Origin of the sequence: Hydrogenophaga atypica, assembly GCF_042665215.1 — a bacterium.
Taxonomy (GTDB): Bacteria; Pseudomonadota; Gammaproteobacteria; order Burkholderiales; family Burkholderiaceae_C; genus Hydrogenophaga; species Hydrogenophaga defluvii_A.
Genome location: NZ_JBHTCA010000005.1, coordinates 47,686 through 63,206, shown reverse-complemented (window position 1 = coordinate 63,206; position 15,521 = coordinate 47,686). Strand labels below are relative to the sequence as shown.

14 protein-coding genes are annotated in these 15,521 nt (G+C 65.8%); 11 read left to right on the top strand and 3 right to left on the bottom strand.

Features of this window, described 5'->3' with window-relative positions:
• Window positions 1-125: 125 nt before the first annotated feature.
• The 3 genes from hpf to hprK all read left to right on the top strand — a co-directional run bounded on the left by hpf (window position 126) and on the right by hprK (window position 2,022).
• Window positions 126-455, top strand: coding sequence for a ribosome hibernation-promoting factor, HPF/YfiA family (gene hpf / locus ACFQPB_RS09240; RefSeq protein WP_382199531.1), 330 nt, complete (start codon window positions 126-128; stop codon window positions 453-455).
• 116 nt (window positions 456-571) lie between these two features.
• Window positions 572-1,042 carry a PTS sugar transporter subunit IIA gene (locus tag ACFQPB_RS09235; protein ID WP_382199532.1) on the top strand — a complete coding sequence of 157 codons (471 nt, stop codon included), beginning with the start codon at window positions 572-574 and terminating at the stop codon, window positions 1,040-1,042.
• 35 nt (window positions 1,043-1,077) lie between these two features.
• Window positions 1,078-2,022 carry an HPr(Ser) kinase/phosphatase gene (hprK, locus tag ACFQPB_RS09230; RefSeq protein WP_382222186.1) on the top strand — a complete coding sequence of 315 codons (945 nt, stop codon included), beginning with the start codon at window positions 1,078-1,080 and terminating at the stop codon, window positions 2,020-2,022.
• Between the two features lie 115 nt (window positions 2,023-2,137).
• Here the strand turns inward: hprK and fur are convergent, their stop codons facing one another.
• Window positions 2,138-2,572: a ferric iron uptake transcriptional regulator gene (gene fur, locus ACFQPB_RS09225; protein ID WP_382199534.1), complete on the bottom strand. Its 435-nt coding sequence runs from the start codon at window positions 2,570-2,572 to the stop codon at window positions 2,138-2,140.
• Window positions 2,573-2,676: 104 nt separating this feature from the next.
• On the opposite strand from fur, the gene ACFQPB_RS09220 reads away from it, so the two are divergent.
• Genes ACFQPB_RS09220 through ACFQPB_RS09205 form a run of 4 tightly spaced genes read left to right on the top strand, consistent with a single transcriptional unit; the run spans window position 2,677 to window position 5,204 of the window.
• Window positions 2,677-3,279 carry an outer membrane protein assembly factor BamE gene (locus ACFQPB_RS09220; RefSeq protein WP_382222183.1) on the top strand — a complete coding sequence of 201 codons (603 nt, stop codon included), beginning with the start codon at window positions 2,677-2,679 and terminating at the stop codon, window positions 3,277-3,279.
• Window positions 3,276-4,079, top strand: a complete 804-nt coding sequence (gene dapB / locus ACFQPB_RS09215) for a 4-hydroxy-tetrahydrodipicolinate reductase (RefSeq protein WP_382222181.1) — start codon at window positions 3,276-3,278, stop codon at window positions 4,077-4,079. The genes ACFQPB_RS09220 and dapB overlap by 4 nt, the downstream gene beginning before the upstream one ends.
• Before the next feature lie 16 nt (window positions 4,080-4,095).
• Complete coding sequence (locus ACFQPB_RS09210; RefSeq protein WP_382222178.1) at window positions 4,096-4,764, top strand: MotA/TolQ/ExbB proton channel family protein; 669 nt, start codon at window positions 4,096-4,098, stop codon at window positions 4,762-4,764.
• Entirely contained in the window at window positions 4,761-5,204 is a 444-nt protein-coding gene (locus ACFQPB_RS09205) for an ExbD/TolR family protein (protein ID WP_382222175.1), read from the top strand. Before ACFQPB_RS09210 ends, ACFQPB_RS09205 begins: the two co-directional genes overlap by 4 nt.
• Here the strand turns inward: ACFQPB_RS09205 and ACFQPB_RS09200 are convergent, their stop codons facing one another.
• Window positions 5,205-6,449, bottom strand: coding sequence for a mechanosensitive ion channel family protein (locus ACFQPB_RS09200; RefSeq protein ID WP_382222172.1), 1,245 nt, complete (start codon window positions 6,447-6,449; stop codon window positions 5,205-5,207).
• Between the two features lie 147 nt (window positions 6,450-6,596).
• On the opposite strand from ACFQPB_RS09200, the gene leuS reads away from it, so the two are divergent.
• On the top strand, window positions 6,597-9,284 hold the full coding sequence (gene leuS / locus ACFQPB_RS09195) for a leucine--tRNA ligase (protein WP_382222170.1): 2,688 nt from the start codon (window positions 6,597-6,599) through the stop codon (window positions 9,282-9,284).
• A gap of 2 nt (window positions 9,285-9,286) precedes the next feature.
• Window positions 9,287-9,808: an LPS-assembly lipoprotein LptE gene (locus ACFQPB_RS09190; RefSeq protein ID WP_382222168.1), complete on the top strand. Its 522-nt coding sequence runs from the start codon at window positions 9,287-9,289 to the stop codon at window positions 9,806-9,808.
• A gap of 16 nt (window positions 9,809-9,824) precedes the next feature.
• Here ACFQPB_RS09190 and ACFQPB_RS09185 read toward each other — a convergent pair whose 3' ends face one another.
• Complete coding sequence (locus ACFQPB_RS09185) at window positions 9,825-11,744, bottom strand: sensor domain-containing diguanylate cyclase (RefSeq protein ID WP_382222165.1); 1,920 nt, start codon at window positions 11,742-11,744, stop codon at window positions 9,825-9,827.
• 95 nt (window positions 11,745-11,839) lie between these two features.
• Here ACFQPB_RS09185 and ACFQPB_RS09180 point away from each other — a divergent pair, with 95 nt between their 5' ends.
• Both ACFQPB_RS09180 and ACFQPB_RS09175 read left to right on the top strand, forming a co-directional pair.
• A complete protein-coding gene (locus ACFQPB_RS09180) occupies window positions 11,840-13,774 on the top strand; it encodes a GspE/PulE family protein (RefSeq protein WP_382222164.1) in 1,935 nt (644 codons plus the stop codon).
• A 30-nt stretch (window positions 13,775-13,804) separates the two neighbouring features.
• A complete protein-coding gene (locus ACFQPB_RS09175; protein ID WP_382222162.1) occupies window positions 13,805-15,502 on the top strand; it encodes an ABC1 kinase family protein in 1,698 nt (565 codons plus the stop codon).
• Window positions 15,503-15,521: the final 19 nt, after the last annotated feature.

Below are 15,521 nucleotides of genomic sequence, written 5' to 3'. Positions count from 1 at the left end.
TGCTCATGTTGCAGTGCGGGATTGCGCTGCAGCATCCGAGGGGGCATAGTGGTTGCACAGGATTTGTGTGGTCGCTGCCCTCAACCGGTGGCGGCCGTGTCAACCCAGAGCTAAGGAGGCTCTTTATGAACTTGACGATCAGCGGACATCACCTGGAAGTTACCCCGGCACTGCGCACCTACGTCACCAGCAAGCTCGATCGCATTTCAAGGCACTTCGACCAGGTGGTCGATATCAAGGTGCTGTTGACGGTGGACAAACTCAAGGAAAAGGATTTGCGCCAGCGCGCCGAATGCAACATCCATGTGAAAGGCCGTGATCTGTTTGCCGAAAGCTCTCACGCTGACCTGTACGCTGCCGTGGACGAACTGGCCGACAAGCTGGACCGCCAGGTGCTGCGTTACAAGGACAAGACCCAGGAGCACCACCACGAAGCCGCCAAACGGCTGATGTGATCCCTGGGTAATGCTGCACTGCAACAAGCCGCTTGCCTTGTCAAGCGGCTTTTTTGTGGCCCACGTCTAGCCTAATCCCCCCAACTGGGCATAATTCGCGGTCCGAGAGGCCCCCGATGAACCGACTTTCCGCCATATTGCCCGCCGAACAGGTGCTGGTCCACGTCGATGCCACAAGCAAAAAACGTGCCTTTGAAGAGGCTGGCTTGCTGTTTGAAACCCAGCACGGGCTCAACCGTGCGCTGATCACCGACAGCCTGTTTGCCCGTGAGCGGCTGGGCTCGACCGGCCTGGGCCATGGCGTGGCCATCCCGCACGGCCGCATCAAAGGGCTCAAACAGCCCCTGGCGGCGGTGTTCCAGCTGCTCAACCCCATCGGGTTTGATGCGCCGGACGAGCTGCCCGTCACCTTGATGATCTTTTTGCTGGTGCCGGAAGCGGCCACCCAAAAACACCTCGAAATCCTGTCGGAAATTGCCGAGTTGTTGAGCGACAGCAGCCTGCGCGAGCAGATGAAGACCTCGGATCAGGCGGCGGCACTCCACGCCTTGATCGCCAACTGGCAGTCGGCGCACGCGACCGCCTGAGCGGTCCACGTCCTTTTTTTGCCCGCGCTGCCCGCATGAAGGCCGCCGTTGTCAGTGCCGATGTGCTGTTTGAGCAGCACCGCGAGTCGCTGCACTGGCAGTGGATTGCGGGGCAAATCGCTTCCGAACGACGATTCGACGAAGTCGCCGTCACCATGGCACGTTCGGGTGCCGATCTGGTGGGCTACCTCAACTACATCCATCCGTACCGGTTGCAGGTGCTGGGCGAGCGCGAGGTGAGCTACCTCACCAACGCCACGCCGGAAGACTGCCGTCGCCGGGTGTCGCGCATTGTCACCCTGGAGCCGCCTGTGCTGGTGGTGGCCGACGGCCAGACCGCGCCCGACGCGCTGGTGTCGATGTGCGAACGGGCCCAGATTCCCCTGTTTGCCACCCATGAGTCGGCCGGATTTGTCATCGATGTGTTGCGCGCCTACCTGTCGCGGCACTTTGCCGAGCGGGTGTCCATGCACGGGGTGTTCATGGACATCCTGGGTGTGGGTGTGATGATCACCGGCGAGTCGGGCTTGGGCAAAAGCGAGTTGGGCCTGGAGCTGATCTCGCGTGGACACGGCCTGATCGCTGACGACGCGGTGGACCTGTACCGCACCAACCAGACCACCATTGAGGGCCGTTGCCCGGAGCTGCTGCAAAACCTGTTGGAGGTGCGTGGCATCGGCCTGCTGGACATCAAGGCCATCTTTGGCGAAACGTCCGTGCGCCGCAAGATGCGTCTCAAGCTCATCGTCCACCTGGTGCGGGCCGAGACCCTGGAGCGCGACTACGACCGCCTGCCCCACGAGCCCATGTACCAGGATGTGCTGGGTGTGCCCGTGCGCAAATCGGTCATCCAGGTGGTGGCCGGGCGCAACATCGCTGTGCTGGTGGAAGCGGCGGTGCGCAACATGGTGCTGCAATTGCGCGGGATCGACACCTACCAGCAGTTTGTGCAGCGCCACCGCGACGCGATGAACCGCTAACCCCCACGCTCCCCACTTCGTGTGGTTCGCTGCCCCCCGAGGGGGCGCGGCCTTGCTTGGGGCGGCCCTGCGCTGCGGCCAAGCACCTCGCTGGCGCGCGCCAGACCCGTTCTTTTTAGCGCTTCGACGCGCGGTGTGGGCAGTCGGTCTTGCTGCAGTTGGCGTAGAGGGATAACGCGTGTTCCTGCAGTACAAAGCCGCGCTGTTCGGCCACCGCATGCTGGCGGCGTTCGATTTCCGGGTCGAAAAACTCTTCTACCCGGCCACAGTCCAGGCACACCAGGTGGTCGTGGTGCTGGCCTTCATTGAGTTCGTAGACCGCTTTGCCCGACTCGAAATTGCTGCGCGTGAGCAAACCCGCTTGCTCGAACTGCATCAGCACCCGGTAGACGGTGGCCAGGCCAATGTCGGAGCGGTCGTCCAGCAGGACGCGGAACACGTCCTCGGCCGTCATGTGGCGCTGCTTGCTGGCCTGGAACACCTCCAGGATCTTCAGCCGGGGCAGGGTGGCCTTGAGACCGGTGCTTTTGAGTTCGTCGATGTTGGTCATGGCGTGGCGGGTCACCGGGCGAGGCAAACACCCTCTGTGGCTACAATGACCAATGATATCGCGCGCCCTTTGGCGCATGCCGTTTCCCCACCGTGTGTACGCCCATGTTGCCCATCCAACGTTCTGCTGTGGCGCGCCGCGCCAGCGCTGCTCTCACCCTCGTCCTGGTGCTGGGCCTGTCCGCCTGCGGCACCCTCCGTGATGCGGCCACCGGCATGTCCACGCTGGGTGGGCTGATCAAGCCCTACAAAATCGACGTGGTGCAGGGCAACGTCATCACCAAGGAGCAGGTGAGCGCGCTCAAGACGGGGATGACACGCGTGCAGACGCGGGACGTGCTGGGCACGCCGCTGTTGCAAAGCGTTTTCCACGCCAACCGCTGGGATTACGTGTTCACTTACCGCCGTGGCGGCAGCAGCGAAGCGGAGCAGACGCGCAAGTTGACGGTGTTTTTTGAGGGCAACAACCTCGTGCGCGTCGAGGCCGACGACATGCCCACCGAGTCAGAGTTTGTCGCTTCACTGGTGGTGCGTCCGGTCACGGGCAAGGAGCGCGTGATGGAGGCCAGCGAAGCCAGCCTCAAGGCGTTTGACGAGAGCAACCGCAAAGGCGCACCGCAGGCCACCCCCGAGCCTGCCAGCGCCCCGGCCGCAGCGCCCGCCAACAGCTACCCGCCGCTGGAGTCGGCCACCGGAGCCGCCCGATGAACCACCACATCTGCATCGCCGGCGCCAGCGGTCGCATGGGCCGCATGTTGATCGAGGCCGTGCGCGCCAGCGACGACTGCAGCGTCACCGGCGCACTGGATTTGCCCACCAGCCCCGCTGTCGGCCAGGACGCCGCCGCTTACCTGGGCCAGACCACCGGCGCCTTGATCACCGGCGACGTGGCACAAGGTTTGGTCGGCAGCCAGTTCCTGATCGACTTCACCCGCCCCGAAGGCACGCTCAACCACCTGCGCGAATGTGCCCGCCTGGGCGTCAAGGTCGTCATCGGCACCACCGGCTTCACGGATGCGCAAAAGGCCGAGATCGCCGAATGCGCCAAACAAACCGCCATCGTCATGGCGCCCAACATGAGTGTGGGCGTCAACGTCACCTTCAAGTTGCTGGAGATGGCGGCCAAGGCCCTGGCCACCGGCTACGACATCGAGGTCATCGAAGCCCACCACCGCCACAAGGTGGACGCACCCAGCGGCACCGCGCTGATGATGGGCGAGGTGATTGCCGGTGCCCTGGGGCGCGATCTCAAGGACTGTGCTGTCTACGCCCGCGAAGGCGTGACCGGTGAGCGTGACCCGTCCTCCATCGGTTTTGCCACCATACGTGGTGGCGACATCGTGGGCGATCACACCGTGCTGTTCGCTGGCACCGGCGAGCGCATCGAGATCACCCACAAGTCCAGCAGCCGCGCCACCTACGCCCAGGGCAGCCTGCGCGCGGTGCGTTTCCTGGCCGACAAAAAGACCGGCCTGTTCAACATGTTCGACGTGTTGGGCCTGAACTGACGCCTCCGCGCCGCCCATGAGCGCCCTGCAGTTGCTGGCCCAGGCCGACGCCATCGGGCGTGCCGTGGCCTTGCTGCTGCTGCTCATGTCGGTGGGCAGCTGGGTGGTGTTGCTGTGGAAGTTCTGGTTGCTGCGCCGTGCGGCGGCCGATCTCACCCTGGGCGTGTCCGTGTTCTGGCAATCGCCCACGTTGGGTGATGCCCTGCCCCGCTTGCAGCAACTGGACCGCGAAGCGGTGCTGGCACCCCTGGTGCTGGCCGCGCACCAGGTGGATACCGCCCGCCATGCGGTGGACGCGCCAACCACCCTGGCGACCTCGGCCGACGTGTCGCACCAGCTCACCCGCGTGCTGCGCCAGGCCTTGCACGCGGTGCTCAACCGCCTTCGCACCGGCCAGGTGCTGCTGGCCAGCGTGGGGGCCACCGCACCCTTCGTCGGTCTGCTGGGCACGGTGTGGGGCATCTTCAACGCACTGACTGGCATCGCCGACCAGGGCCAGGTGTCCATCGCCCAGGTGTCGGGTCCGGTGGGGGAGGCCTTGGTCATGACCGCTGCGGGCCTGTTTGTGGCGATACCGGCCGTGTTGGCCTACAACGTGCTCGGCCGGCGCATCGCGCGCATCGAGGCCGACTTGGAAGGCTTTGCGCGCGATCTGCGCGATCTTGTCGCCGAGGCTGCGAAATGAGCTTTGGACAGCTTGAACGCGACGGTTTCGACACCGCCGGCTCTACGCCCATGAGCGACATCAACGTCACGCCCCTGGTGGACGTGATGCTGGTGCTGCTGGTCATCTTCATGGTCACCGCGCCGCTGATGGTCAGCGGCCTCAAGATCGACCTGCCCCAGGCCCAGGCCACGGCGCCGGTCAAGACGGCGGGTTCGGTGTCGGTGGTGCTGGACCGCGAACTGCGCCTGTTCGTGGACGAACGCCTGGTGCCGGCCGATGCACTGGAGCGCCAACTTACCGAGATCGCCCGCACCGATCCCGACACCGAGGTGCTGTTGCGTGTGGACGCCGCCGTGCCCTACGGCCGGGTGGCCGCGTTGATCGGCCAGGTGCAGGCCGCCGGCCTGTCCCGCATCGGTTTTGTGGCCGAGCCGCAAGACGCCGCGCCCGCACGTTGATCAGGCGGTTCGCAGCAGGCCTTCCAGCCCCGCTCGCAGGTCCGAGCCCGAAGGCGTCTGGAACGGGCGCAAACCAAATTCCGGCAGGATGGCGAGCAAGTGGTCGAACACATCGCCCTGGATGCGCTCGTACTCCACCCACGCGGTGGTGGCCGTGAAGCAATACAGCTCGAGTGGCACCCCTTCGGGCGTGGGCTCCATGGCGCGCACCATCAGCGTCATTTGTGGGTGGATGCCGGGGTGGGCGCGCAGGTAGGCTTCCACGTAGGCCCGGAAGGTGCCCAGGTTGGTCAGGCGGCGCTGGTTGGCGGGCACCTCGGCCACCGCGCCCAACCGCTCGCGCAAGCCCTCGTTGGTGGCTCGCACATCGTGCTGCTTGCCTTCCAGGTACGGCCGAAGCAGCGTGATGTGGCTCAGGCGATCGATGTCTTGTGGCGTCAGAAAGTGCACCGAATGGGTGTCAAGGCGCAACGTGCGTTTGATGCGTCGACCGCCCGATTCCGACATGCCTCGCCAGTTGCGGTAGCTTTCCGACATCAGGCGCCAGGTGGGAATCGTCGTGATGGTCTTGTCCCAGTTCTGCACCTTGACGGTGTGCAGCGCGATGTCGATCACGTCGCCGTCGGCGCCCACTTGTGGCATCTCTATCCAGTCCCCCACGCGCAGCATGTTGTTGGAAGCGAGTTGAACGCCTGCCGTGAACGAAAGAATGGTGTCCTTGAACACCAGCATCAGCACCGCCGACATCGCGCCCAGGCCCGAGAGCAGTATCAGGGGCGAGCGGTCGATCAGTGCAGCGATGGCCAAGATGGCGCCGAGCAGGAACAACGCCAGTTTCCCCAGTTGCACATAGCCCTTGATGGAGCGTGTGCTCACGGTGCCGGAGGCATTGCTGCCTGGCTCGCTGGCCAGCAACGCATCCAGCAGGGCCATCAGCACCCGCACGGCGTGCACCACGGTGATGGCGACCGCGACGTTGCGAATCACGGTCACCCCGGACGGTGGCAGATGTGGCACCACCTGAACGCCGATCTGCACGACCAGTGAAGGCACGAGCTGGGCCAGCCGGTGCAGCACCGTGGTGTCGAGCACCACCTGTGTCCAGCGTTGGTTGAGTTGTGTGCGCAGGTCTTTGAACACCCGCAGCAGCAACCACTGCGCAATGGCCCTGGCTGTGAACGCCAGAAGCGACAACATCAGCAGGCCCGCGCTGGCTTGTACCCAGGGCTCAAGTTGAAAAAACATGTCAACAGACACCGATGGGGATCCTTTCGTTGGGAGTGGGTGGCGTGGCCGTTGGCCGGGCGGCGTGCTGCCGGCAGGCAGCTTGGTGCGAAAGCCTAAAATCTGAGCAGTGCAGTTGAGTGACTGCTTTCCCCTTCCACAGTTCCCATGCAAGACAAATACACCCCGCAAGACGTGGAGCGCGCCGCCCACGCCCACTGGACGGCCACCGATGCCTACCGCGTGACCGAGGACGAGAACAAGAAGAAGTTCTACGCCTGCTCCATGCTGCCCTACCCCAGCGGCAAGCTGCACATGGGCCACGTGCGCAACTACACCATCAACGACATGCTCACGCGCCACCTGCGCATGAAGGGCCACAACGTCTTGATGCCCATGGGTTGGGACGCCTTCGGCTTGCCGGCCGAGAACGCGGCGCTTAAAAACAAGGTGCCGCCTGCCAAGTGGACCTACGAGAACATCGCCTACATGAAGAAGCAGATGCAGGCGATGGGACTGGCCATCGACTGGTCGCGCGAGGTGGCCACCTGCTCGCCCGAGTACTACAAGTGGAACCAGTGGCTGTTCCTCAAGATGCTGGAAAAAGGCATCGCCTACCGCAAGACCCAGGTCGTCAACTGGGACCCGGTGGACCAGACCGTGCTGGCCAACGAGCAGGTCATTGACGGGCGCGGCTGGCGCACCGGTGCGCTGGTGGAAAAGCGCGAGATCCCCGGCTACTACCTCAAGATCACCGACTACGCGCAAGAGTTGCTGGACCACGTCCAGATGGGCAACGAGAAGGCCACGCTGACTGGCTGGCCCGACAAGGTGCGGCTGATGCAGGAGAACTGGATCGGCAAGAGCGAGGGCGTGCGTTTTGCCTTCACCCACGACATTCAGGGCGGCGATGGCAAGCTGATTGGCGATGGCCGCATGTACGTGTTCACCACGCGCGCCGACACCATCATGGGCGTGACCTTCTGCGCCGTGGCGCCCGAACACCCACTGGCCGCACACGCCGCTGCCGGCAACCCGCAGCTTGCCGCTTTCATCGAAGAGTGCAAGACCGGCGGCACCACCGAGGCCGAGTTGGCCACGCAGGAAAAGAAGGGCATGCCCACGGGCCTGCAGGTCACGCACCCGCTGACCGGCGCGAAGGTCGACGTGTGGGTGGGCAACTACGTGCTCATGAGCTATGGCGACGGCGCCGTGATGGGCGTGCCCGCGCACGACGAACGTGACTTCGCGTTTGCGCTCAAGTACCAGTTGCCCATCAAGCAAGTGGTGGCGGTGGAAGGCGAGACCTACAGCACCACCCAGTGGGCCGACTGGTACGGCGACAAGCAGCGCGGCGTCTGCGTCAACAGTGGCGTGCTCGACGGCCTGGCCTACAAGGCCGCCGTGGACAAGGTGGCCGAGTTGCTGGGCCCGCTGGGCGAGAAGAAAACCACCTGGCGCCTGCGCGACTGGGGCGTGAGCCGCCAGCGCTACTGGGGCACACCCATCCCCATCATCCACTGCGACGAACACGGCGCGGTGCCGGTGCCCGAGAAAGACCTGCCGGTGGTGCTGCCCGAGGATTGCGTGCCCGATGGCAGCGGCAACCCGCTGCACAAACACGAGGGTTTTCACGCCGGCGTCACCTGCCCCATCTGCGGCAAGGCGGCCAAGCGCGAGACCGACACCATGGACACCTTCGTGGATTCGTCCTGGTACTTCATGCGCTATTGCGACCCGACCAACGCCGAAAAAATGGTGGCCGAAGGCGCGGATTACTGGATGCCGATGGACCAATACATCGGCGGCATCGAACACGCCATCCTGCACCTGCTGTACGCGCGCTTCTGGACCAAGGTCATGCGCGACCTGGGCCTGGTCAAGGTGGACGAACCCTTCACCAAGCTGCTCACGCAGGGCATGGTGCTCAACCACATCTACAGCCGCCGCACCGACAAGGGCGCCAAGGAATACTTCTGGCCCCACGATGTGGAGCATGTGCTGGACGAAGGCGGCAAGATCGTTGGCGCGAAGCTGAAGAATGCGGTCGGCGATCTGCCCGTGGGCACGCCCATCGACTACGAGGGCGTGGGCACCATGTCCAAGTCCAAGAACAACGGCGTCGACCCGCAGGATTTGATTGAAAAGTACGGCGCCGACACCGCGCGCCTGTACACCATGTTCACCGCGCCGCCCGAGGCCACGCTGGAGTGGAACGACTCGGCCGTGGAGGGCAGCTACCGCTTCCTGCGCCGCGTCTGGAACCTGGGGGTCAAGCTGGGCCAAGCCGACTGGACCGCCGCCGCGCAATCGGCCGCCGGAGCCAAGAGCCTGGCCGATGTGGCCTTCGGCAAGGCCGCCAAGGCCCTGCGCCTGGAGATCCACACCGTGCTCAAGCAGGTGGACTACGACTACCAGCGCATGCAGTACAACACCGTGGTCTCCGGCACCATGAAGATGCTCAACGCCCTGGAGGATTTCAAGCAGTTCGACGACGCGGGCGCACAGGTCGCGGTGATCGAAGGCTTCGGCATCTTGCTGCGCGTGTTGTACCCAGCCACGCCCCACATTGCCCACGCCCTGTGGACCGAGCTGGGTTACGCCGGCACCCTGGGCGAGCTGCTGGACGCACCTTGGCCGCAGGTGGATCCGGGTGCCTTGGCGCAGGACGAGATCGAACTCGTGCTGCAAGTCAACGGCAAACACCGCGGTTCCGTGTTGGTGCCGGCTGGCGCCGACAGGGCCACCATCGAGGCCGCCGCCCTGGCCAGCGAAGCGTTTGCCAAGGCCGCCAACGGCGCTCCGCCGAAAAAGGTGGTGGTGGTGCCCGGTCGCCTTGTCAACGTGGTGGTGTGACCATGGGCACACGCCGCGCTGTGGTGTTGGCTGGTGGTGTGGCGCTGCTGGGGGGCTGCGGCTTCAAGTTGCGTCAGCCGCCCAAGCTGGCCTTTGAAACCATCCGCTCGCCTGGCAACTTTGCCACGCCGGTGGCACGCGAGCTGATGCGGGCCCTGGAGCAGGCGGGGGTGCGCGTGTTGCCACCCGAGCCACCGCGCCAGCCCGGCCTGCCACCGCCCGCCAGCGAACCGGTGGACGTGGTGATGGACGTGCTGGCCGACCAGCGCGAGCGTGCCGTGGTGGGCATCACCGCCACGGGCCAGGTGCGCGAGCTGCAGCTGCGCACACGCTTCCGTTTTCGCCTGCGCAGCGCCCAGGGCGCCGATCTCATCGAGGACAGCGAGCTGCTGCAGACGCGCGACATCAGCTTCACCGAAACCGCCGTGCTGGGCAAAGAGGCGGAAGAAGCGCTGATGTACAAGGACATGCAGACCGACATCGTCCAGCAGGTGCTGCGCCGCCTGAGCGTCGTCAAGCGTTGAACGCCACGGGCCGGGGTCACTCTCCCGCCACCACCACCCGGTTGCGCCCACCTACCTTGGCCTGGTACATGGCCGTGTCGGCGGCTTTGAAGAGGGCGTCGGCGTCGGCATGGAGCACCGACAGCGTGGCCACGCCCACACTGACCGTGACCCGCAGCGGCGTGTCCAGACCTGGTGCCGGCACCGGCATGTCCTGCATGGCCTTGCGTATGCGTTCCCCGGCGTAGCGCGCCTGAACCACGTCGGTGTCGGGCAGCAACACCACAAACTCTTCACCGCCGTAGCGCGCCAGCGTGTCGGCCGGGCGAAGCATGGCTTGCACCGCCATGCAGATGGCGATGAGCACGCGGTCGCCCACGTCGTGGCCGTGGGCATCGTTCACGCGTTTGAAGTGGTCGATGTCAAACAACAGGCAGGACAGCGGGTGGCCATAGCGGTGCGCGCGGGCGACCTCCAGTGCCGCCTGGTCCATCAGGTAGCGGCGGTTGCGCGCCCCCGTCAGGGGATCGGTGGTGGACAACAACTCCAGCTCGCGCGTGCGTTCCTGCACCCGGTCTTCCAGCTCCTGGTTCTGTGTTTCCAGCGCGGCTTTGGCGGCGAGCAATTCGTCCTGTGTGCGCTTGATGTCGGTGATGTCGTGTTGCACGCCGATGAAATGGGTCAACGCGCCGCGCTCGGAGAACACCGGTGCCAGCGTGAGCTGGTTCCAGTACAGCTCACCGTTCTTGCGGTAGTTGCGCAGGCTCACCTGCACCGGCTCGGCGCGCTGAAGCGCTTGCCGCACCGCGTGCAGGCCGGGCTGGTCGCGGTCGTGGGCACTCAGGAAGCGGCAGTTGTGGCCCAGCACCTCGTGGGCGCGGTAGCCGGTGCTGCTGAGGAATTTCTGGTTGACGTAGACGACGGGAAAATCGTCCACCTGCGCATCGGCAATGGCGATGCTGTCGTCCGACGCCTCCACCGCGCGCTGGAACAGACGCAAGGCGTTTTCGCGTTGCCGGGCTTCGAGCACGAAAGCACCCAAGCCCAGCGCGGACAACACCACCGCCAGCAGGAATTCCTGCAACTGCAGGTCGCTGCGAGGCAGGTTGCCACTGGCGTAGGGGCCTGATTCCGCCGCGGTCAGCACGATGGCGATGGCGGCTGTCCAGAGGCTGGCCCAGGCACCGCCGACCGTGCCGTGGCGCAAGGCCAGCCAGGCCACGGCGGGCAGCATCAGCACCACGCTCAGCGCCGGGCTGTCCAGACCCGTGAAGCGCTCGCCAAACACCAGCAGGTTGAGCACGACCAGCAACAGGGTTTCGGGCCACCAGCGCCAGCTGCGCAGCAGGTGCAGGTGTTCGCTCTTGAGCTGCGGCCCCCAGAGGTCCAGCAGCAAGGGCGTGAGCACCATCAGGCCCAACGCATCGCCCAGCCACCACACCAGCCAGTGGCCCCACAGCCCCAGGCCCTCTGGATGTTGTGGGTGCAGCAGTGCCCCCAGCAGGGCCGACAGCCCGCTGGCCAGCCCCGCGCCCAGCACCACAAACCAGCCCACGTGGACCACCCGCTGCACAGAGAACACCCGCCCGCACAACCGCGTGATGGTGTAGGCGCCGACCAGGACTTCCAGGATGTTGGCGGTGGCAAAACCCAGCGCTTGCGGCAGGCTGTAGGTGCCCCAGTCCACCAGCAGTTCCACGGGCACCATCAGGGCGGCAAAAAACCCCCATTGCCGCCGGGGCGACAACAGCAAGGCGGCCAGCACCACCGCGTTGGGCAGCCACAACATGGCCGGGCCATCGGGCGACAGCGTGAAGCGCACCGACAGCCAGCCCGTGGCCGCGTACAACACGCCCACCAGCAACAGGCGCGCCCACAGCGCGTCCAGCCCCCAGAAGTGTGGGCGCGGGATGCTGGCGGGCGTGAAGCCGTGGGTGGGCGGCAGCAGCGAGTCCATGGCGTGGCGGGCGGGGAGGGGCCTGGGGGCCAAGCTTTGACAATTCGACTATAACGGGGGCTGACACTTTTGCCGCTTCATTTACCGTACCGGGTATGCCCAATCCGCTCGAAGCCTCCGCATCCGCGCCGTCCGTGCATGGCGTGCCGCAGCCCCACAGCCCCGAGGAGCTGTGGCGCCTGCTGCAAAACCCCCAGTCCACGGCCCATGGCGCGCAGCACCTGGGCGATGCGCTGGTGCAAAGTGGCGTCATCACGGTGCGCCAACTGGCCGAAGCGCTGCAAACCCAGGTGGAGGAGCGCAAGCTGGGCGTGTACCGCCAACTGGGCCGTCAATTGCTGGACAAGGGCGTGCTCAGCGAAGCGCAACTGCGCCAGGTGATCGCCGGCTGGCTGGGCAACCGCGTGGTGGACGCCCGCCACTACCGTTTTGACCCCGAGGCCCTGGCCATGGTGCCACGCGCTGTGGCAGAGGCCGAGTCGGTGCTGCCCCTGTTGCGGCACGAAGACCTGCTGGTGGTGCTGATGGCGGACCCGCTGGACAAACGGCTGCACGATGAATTGCGCTTCATGACGCAGATGCGCATCGTGCCGGTGCTGGCGGCGCCCGGCACGCTGATGCCGGCGCTGGAGCGTGCCTACCAGGCCAGCGCGGGCAGCCCCACGCCCACCACGGGCACCCGCATGGCCGCCAAAGATCTGGCCGTCAACCTGATGGCGGGCAGCGATGTCGGTGTGAGCGAACCCGATGGCGACATCGTCAGCGAGTCCGACAACACGCTGGTGCGCATGATCAACTCGCTGATCGAGGAAGCCATTGCACAGAAGGCCTCCGATATCCACATTGAAACGCGGCCAGCGCCCAAGACGGTGCGCATCCGCCTGCGCCTGGACGGCGAACTCAAGCGCTACCTGGAGGTGGAGTCGCGTTTTCGTTACGCGCTGGTGGCCCGCATCAAGATCATGGCGGGCATGGACATCTCCGAGCACCGCAAGCCGCAGGATGGCAAGATCGACTTCGCCCGTTTTGGCGGCAGCAAGACCGAGCTGCGCGTGGTCACCGTGCCCACCGCCAACGGCCTCGAAGACGTGGTGCTGCGCCTGTTGGCGGGCTCCAAGCCCATCCCGGTGGACGCCATCGGCCTGAACCCGCGCGACCTCACCCAACTGCAGCGCCTGGCGCAAAAACCCTACGGTCTCATCCTCGTGTGTGGCCCCACCGGCAGCGGCAAAACCACCACGCTGCATTCGCTCATCGCCGACATCAACACCGAGGGGCGCAAGATCTGGACCGCCGAGGACCCGATCGAAATCACCCAGGAGGGCCTGCGTCAGGTGCAGATGAACCCACGCATCGGCTGGACCTTTGCGGCCGCCATGCGCACCTTTTTGCGCGCCGACCCCGACGTCATCATGATCGGCGAAATGCGCGACGAAGAGACCGCGCGCATCGCCATCGAAGCCTCGCTCACCGGCCACCTGGTGTTGTCCACCCTGCACACCAACTCGGCGCCCGAGAGCGTGGGCCGGCTGCTGGAAATTGGCCTCGACCCGTTCAACTTCTCCGATTCGCTCCTGGGCATCCTCGCGCAACGCCTGGTGCGCCGCCTGTGCAAGGCCTGTGTGACCGCCCGACCCGCCACGCAGGACGAACTGGAGGCCCTGGCGACCCAGTATCTGGAGAGCGTTCAGCACGTGGATGCGCGCGACGTGGCAGCGCAGATCGCGCGCTGGACCGAACAATATGGGCAGGACGATGGCCACGGCGGGCGCTACCTGCGCAGCTTCATCAAAGGCGGCGTGGGTTGCACCGTGTGCGAAGGGCGTGGCCACAAAGGCCGCCTGGGCATTTACGAGCTGATGCTCAACGACGAAGACATCCGCCACCACATCCGCCGCCGATCCTCGGCCACCGAGATCCGCGACACCGCGCTCAAGGCCGGCATGAAAACACTGCGACAAGACGGCATCGACAAGGTCATTCAAGGCCTGACCGATCTGCCCGAAGTCATCGCCGCGACGAACTTATGACCACCCCGTTGCTTGCCGTGGGCCACTGACATGTTGCTCCAGGCCCTCACCACCGCACGCGACCTGGGTCGCCTGCAGGACATCCTGGGCGTGTTGATCCGCCATGGTTTTGGCGACACGGTGCGCCGCCTGGGTTTGGCCGACGCGCTGGAAAAAGCCGGCCACGCCTTGCGGTGGGACCACGCGGCCGACCTGGCCCGCCTGCCGCCGCCGGTGCAGGTGCGGCTGGCACTGGAGGAGCTGGGGCCCACCTTCGTCAAGCTCGGCCAGATCCTGGCCGGTCGCGCCGACCTGTTCGGGCCCGAGTGGATCGCCGAATTCGAGAAGCTGCACAGCCAGGTGCCTGCGCTGCCGCTGGACAGCCTGCGCCCGCAGTTGCGAGACGACCTCGGCGGTGAGCCCGAGGCCGTGTTCGCGCGATTTGACGCCGAGCCGCTGGCCGCCGCATCGATTGCCCAGGTGCACCGCGCGCAACTGCACGATGGCACCGAGGTGGTGGTCAAGATACGCCGCCCTGGCATCACGGACACCATCGAGGCCGACCTGCGCCTGCTGGAGCGCCTGGCCGCATTGGCCGAGGCCGAGCTGCCCGCGCTCAAGCCCTACCGGCCGCAGTTGCTGGTGCGCGAGTTCGCCCGTTCGCTGCGGCGCGAGCTGGACCTGGCCAACGAATGCCGCAACGCCGAGCGCATTGCCACCAACCTGGCGGCGCTGGAGCACATCGTCATCCCACGCGTGCACTGGGCACACACGGGCGCCCGCGTCAACGTGCAGGACTTTCTGGACGGCGTGCCTGGCCACCAGCTGGACCGTCTCACGCCCGAGGCCGGGTTTGATCGCCAGCTGCTCGCGCGACGCGGTGCCGGCGCCGTGCTCAAGATGATCGTGGAGGACGGTTTTTTCCACGCCGATCCGCACCCCGGCAACGTGTTCTACCTGCCGGGCAACCGCATTGCCTTCATCGACTTCGGCATGGCCGGACGTCTGAGCGAGCGCCGCCGCGACGACCTGTTGCAACTGCTGCTGGGCCTAGTGGAGCACCGTGCCCAGGCCGTGGCCGACGTGCTGCTGGACTGGGCGGGCGACACCCACGGCATCGACACCGCCCAGTTGGAGAGCGAGATCGAGGCCTTTGTGGACCAGTACCACGGCGTGTCGCTGGCCAAGCTCAGCCTGGGCCAGATGCTGGCCGATGTCACCACCATCCTGCGCGAACACAAGCTGGGCTTGCCGTCCGATCTGGCTCTGCTCATCAAATCTTTCATCACCCTCGAAGGCATGGGCCGTGGGTTGGACCCCGGCTTCCACATGGCCACCGAAGCCCTGCCCTTGCTCAAACGTGTGCTGCGTGCGCGCTACCAGCCCAAGGCGCTGGCCAGGCGGGGCTGGTCGCTGCTGCGCCGCAGCCTGGGGGCTTTGGAGCAGTTGCCCGACGACCTGGGGCGTTTGCTGCGCAATGCGCGGCGCGGCCGATTGCAGGTGGGCATCGAGCTGGCCCACCTCAAGCGTGTGGGCGACCAGATCGACCGCGCGGCCAACCGCCTGAGCATGGCGCTGGTGGTGGCCGCGCTCATCATCGGCTCGTCCATCGTGCTCACGGTGCAGGGTGGCCCCACGCTGTTTGGCCTGCCGGCTTTTGGCCTGATGGGTTTTGCGGGTGCGGTGGTGTTCGGCATCTGGTTGCTGCGAGCCATGGCGCGCAGCGGGCGCGAGGACGGAGACGATTGAGCCTTCAACTCATGCCTTC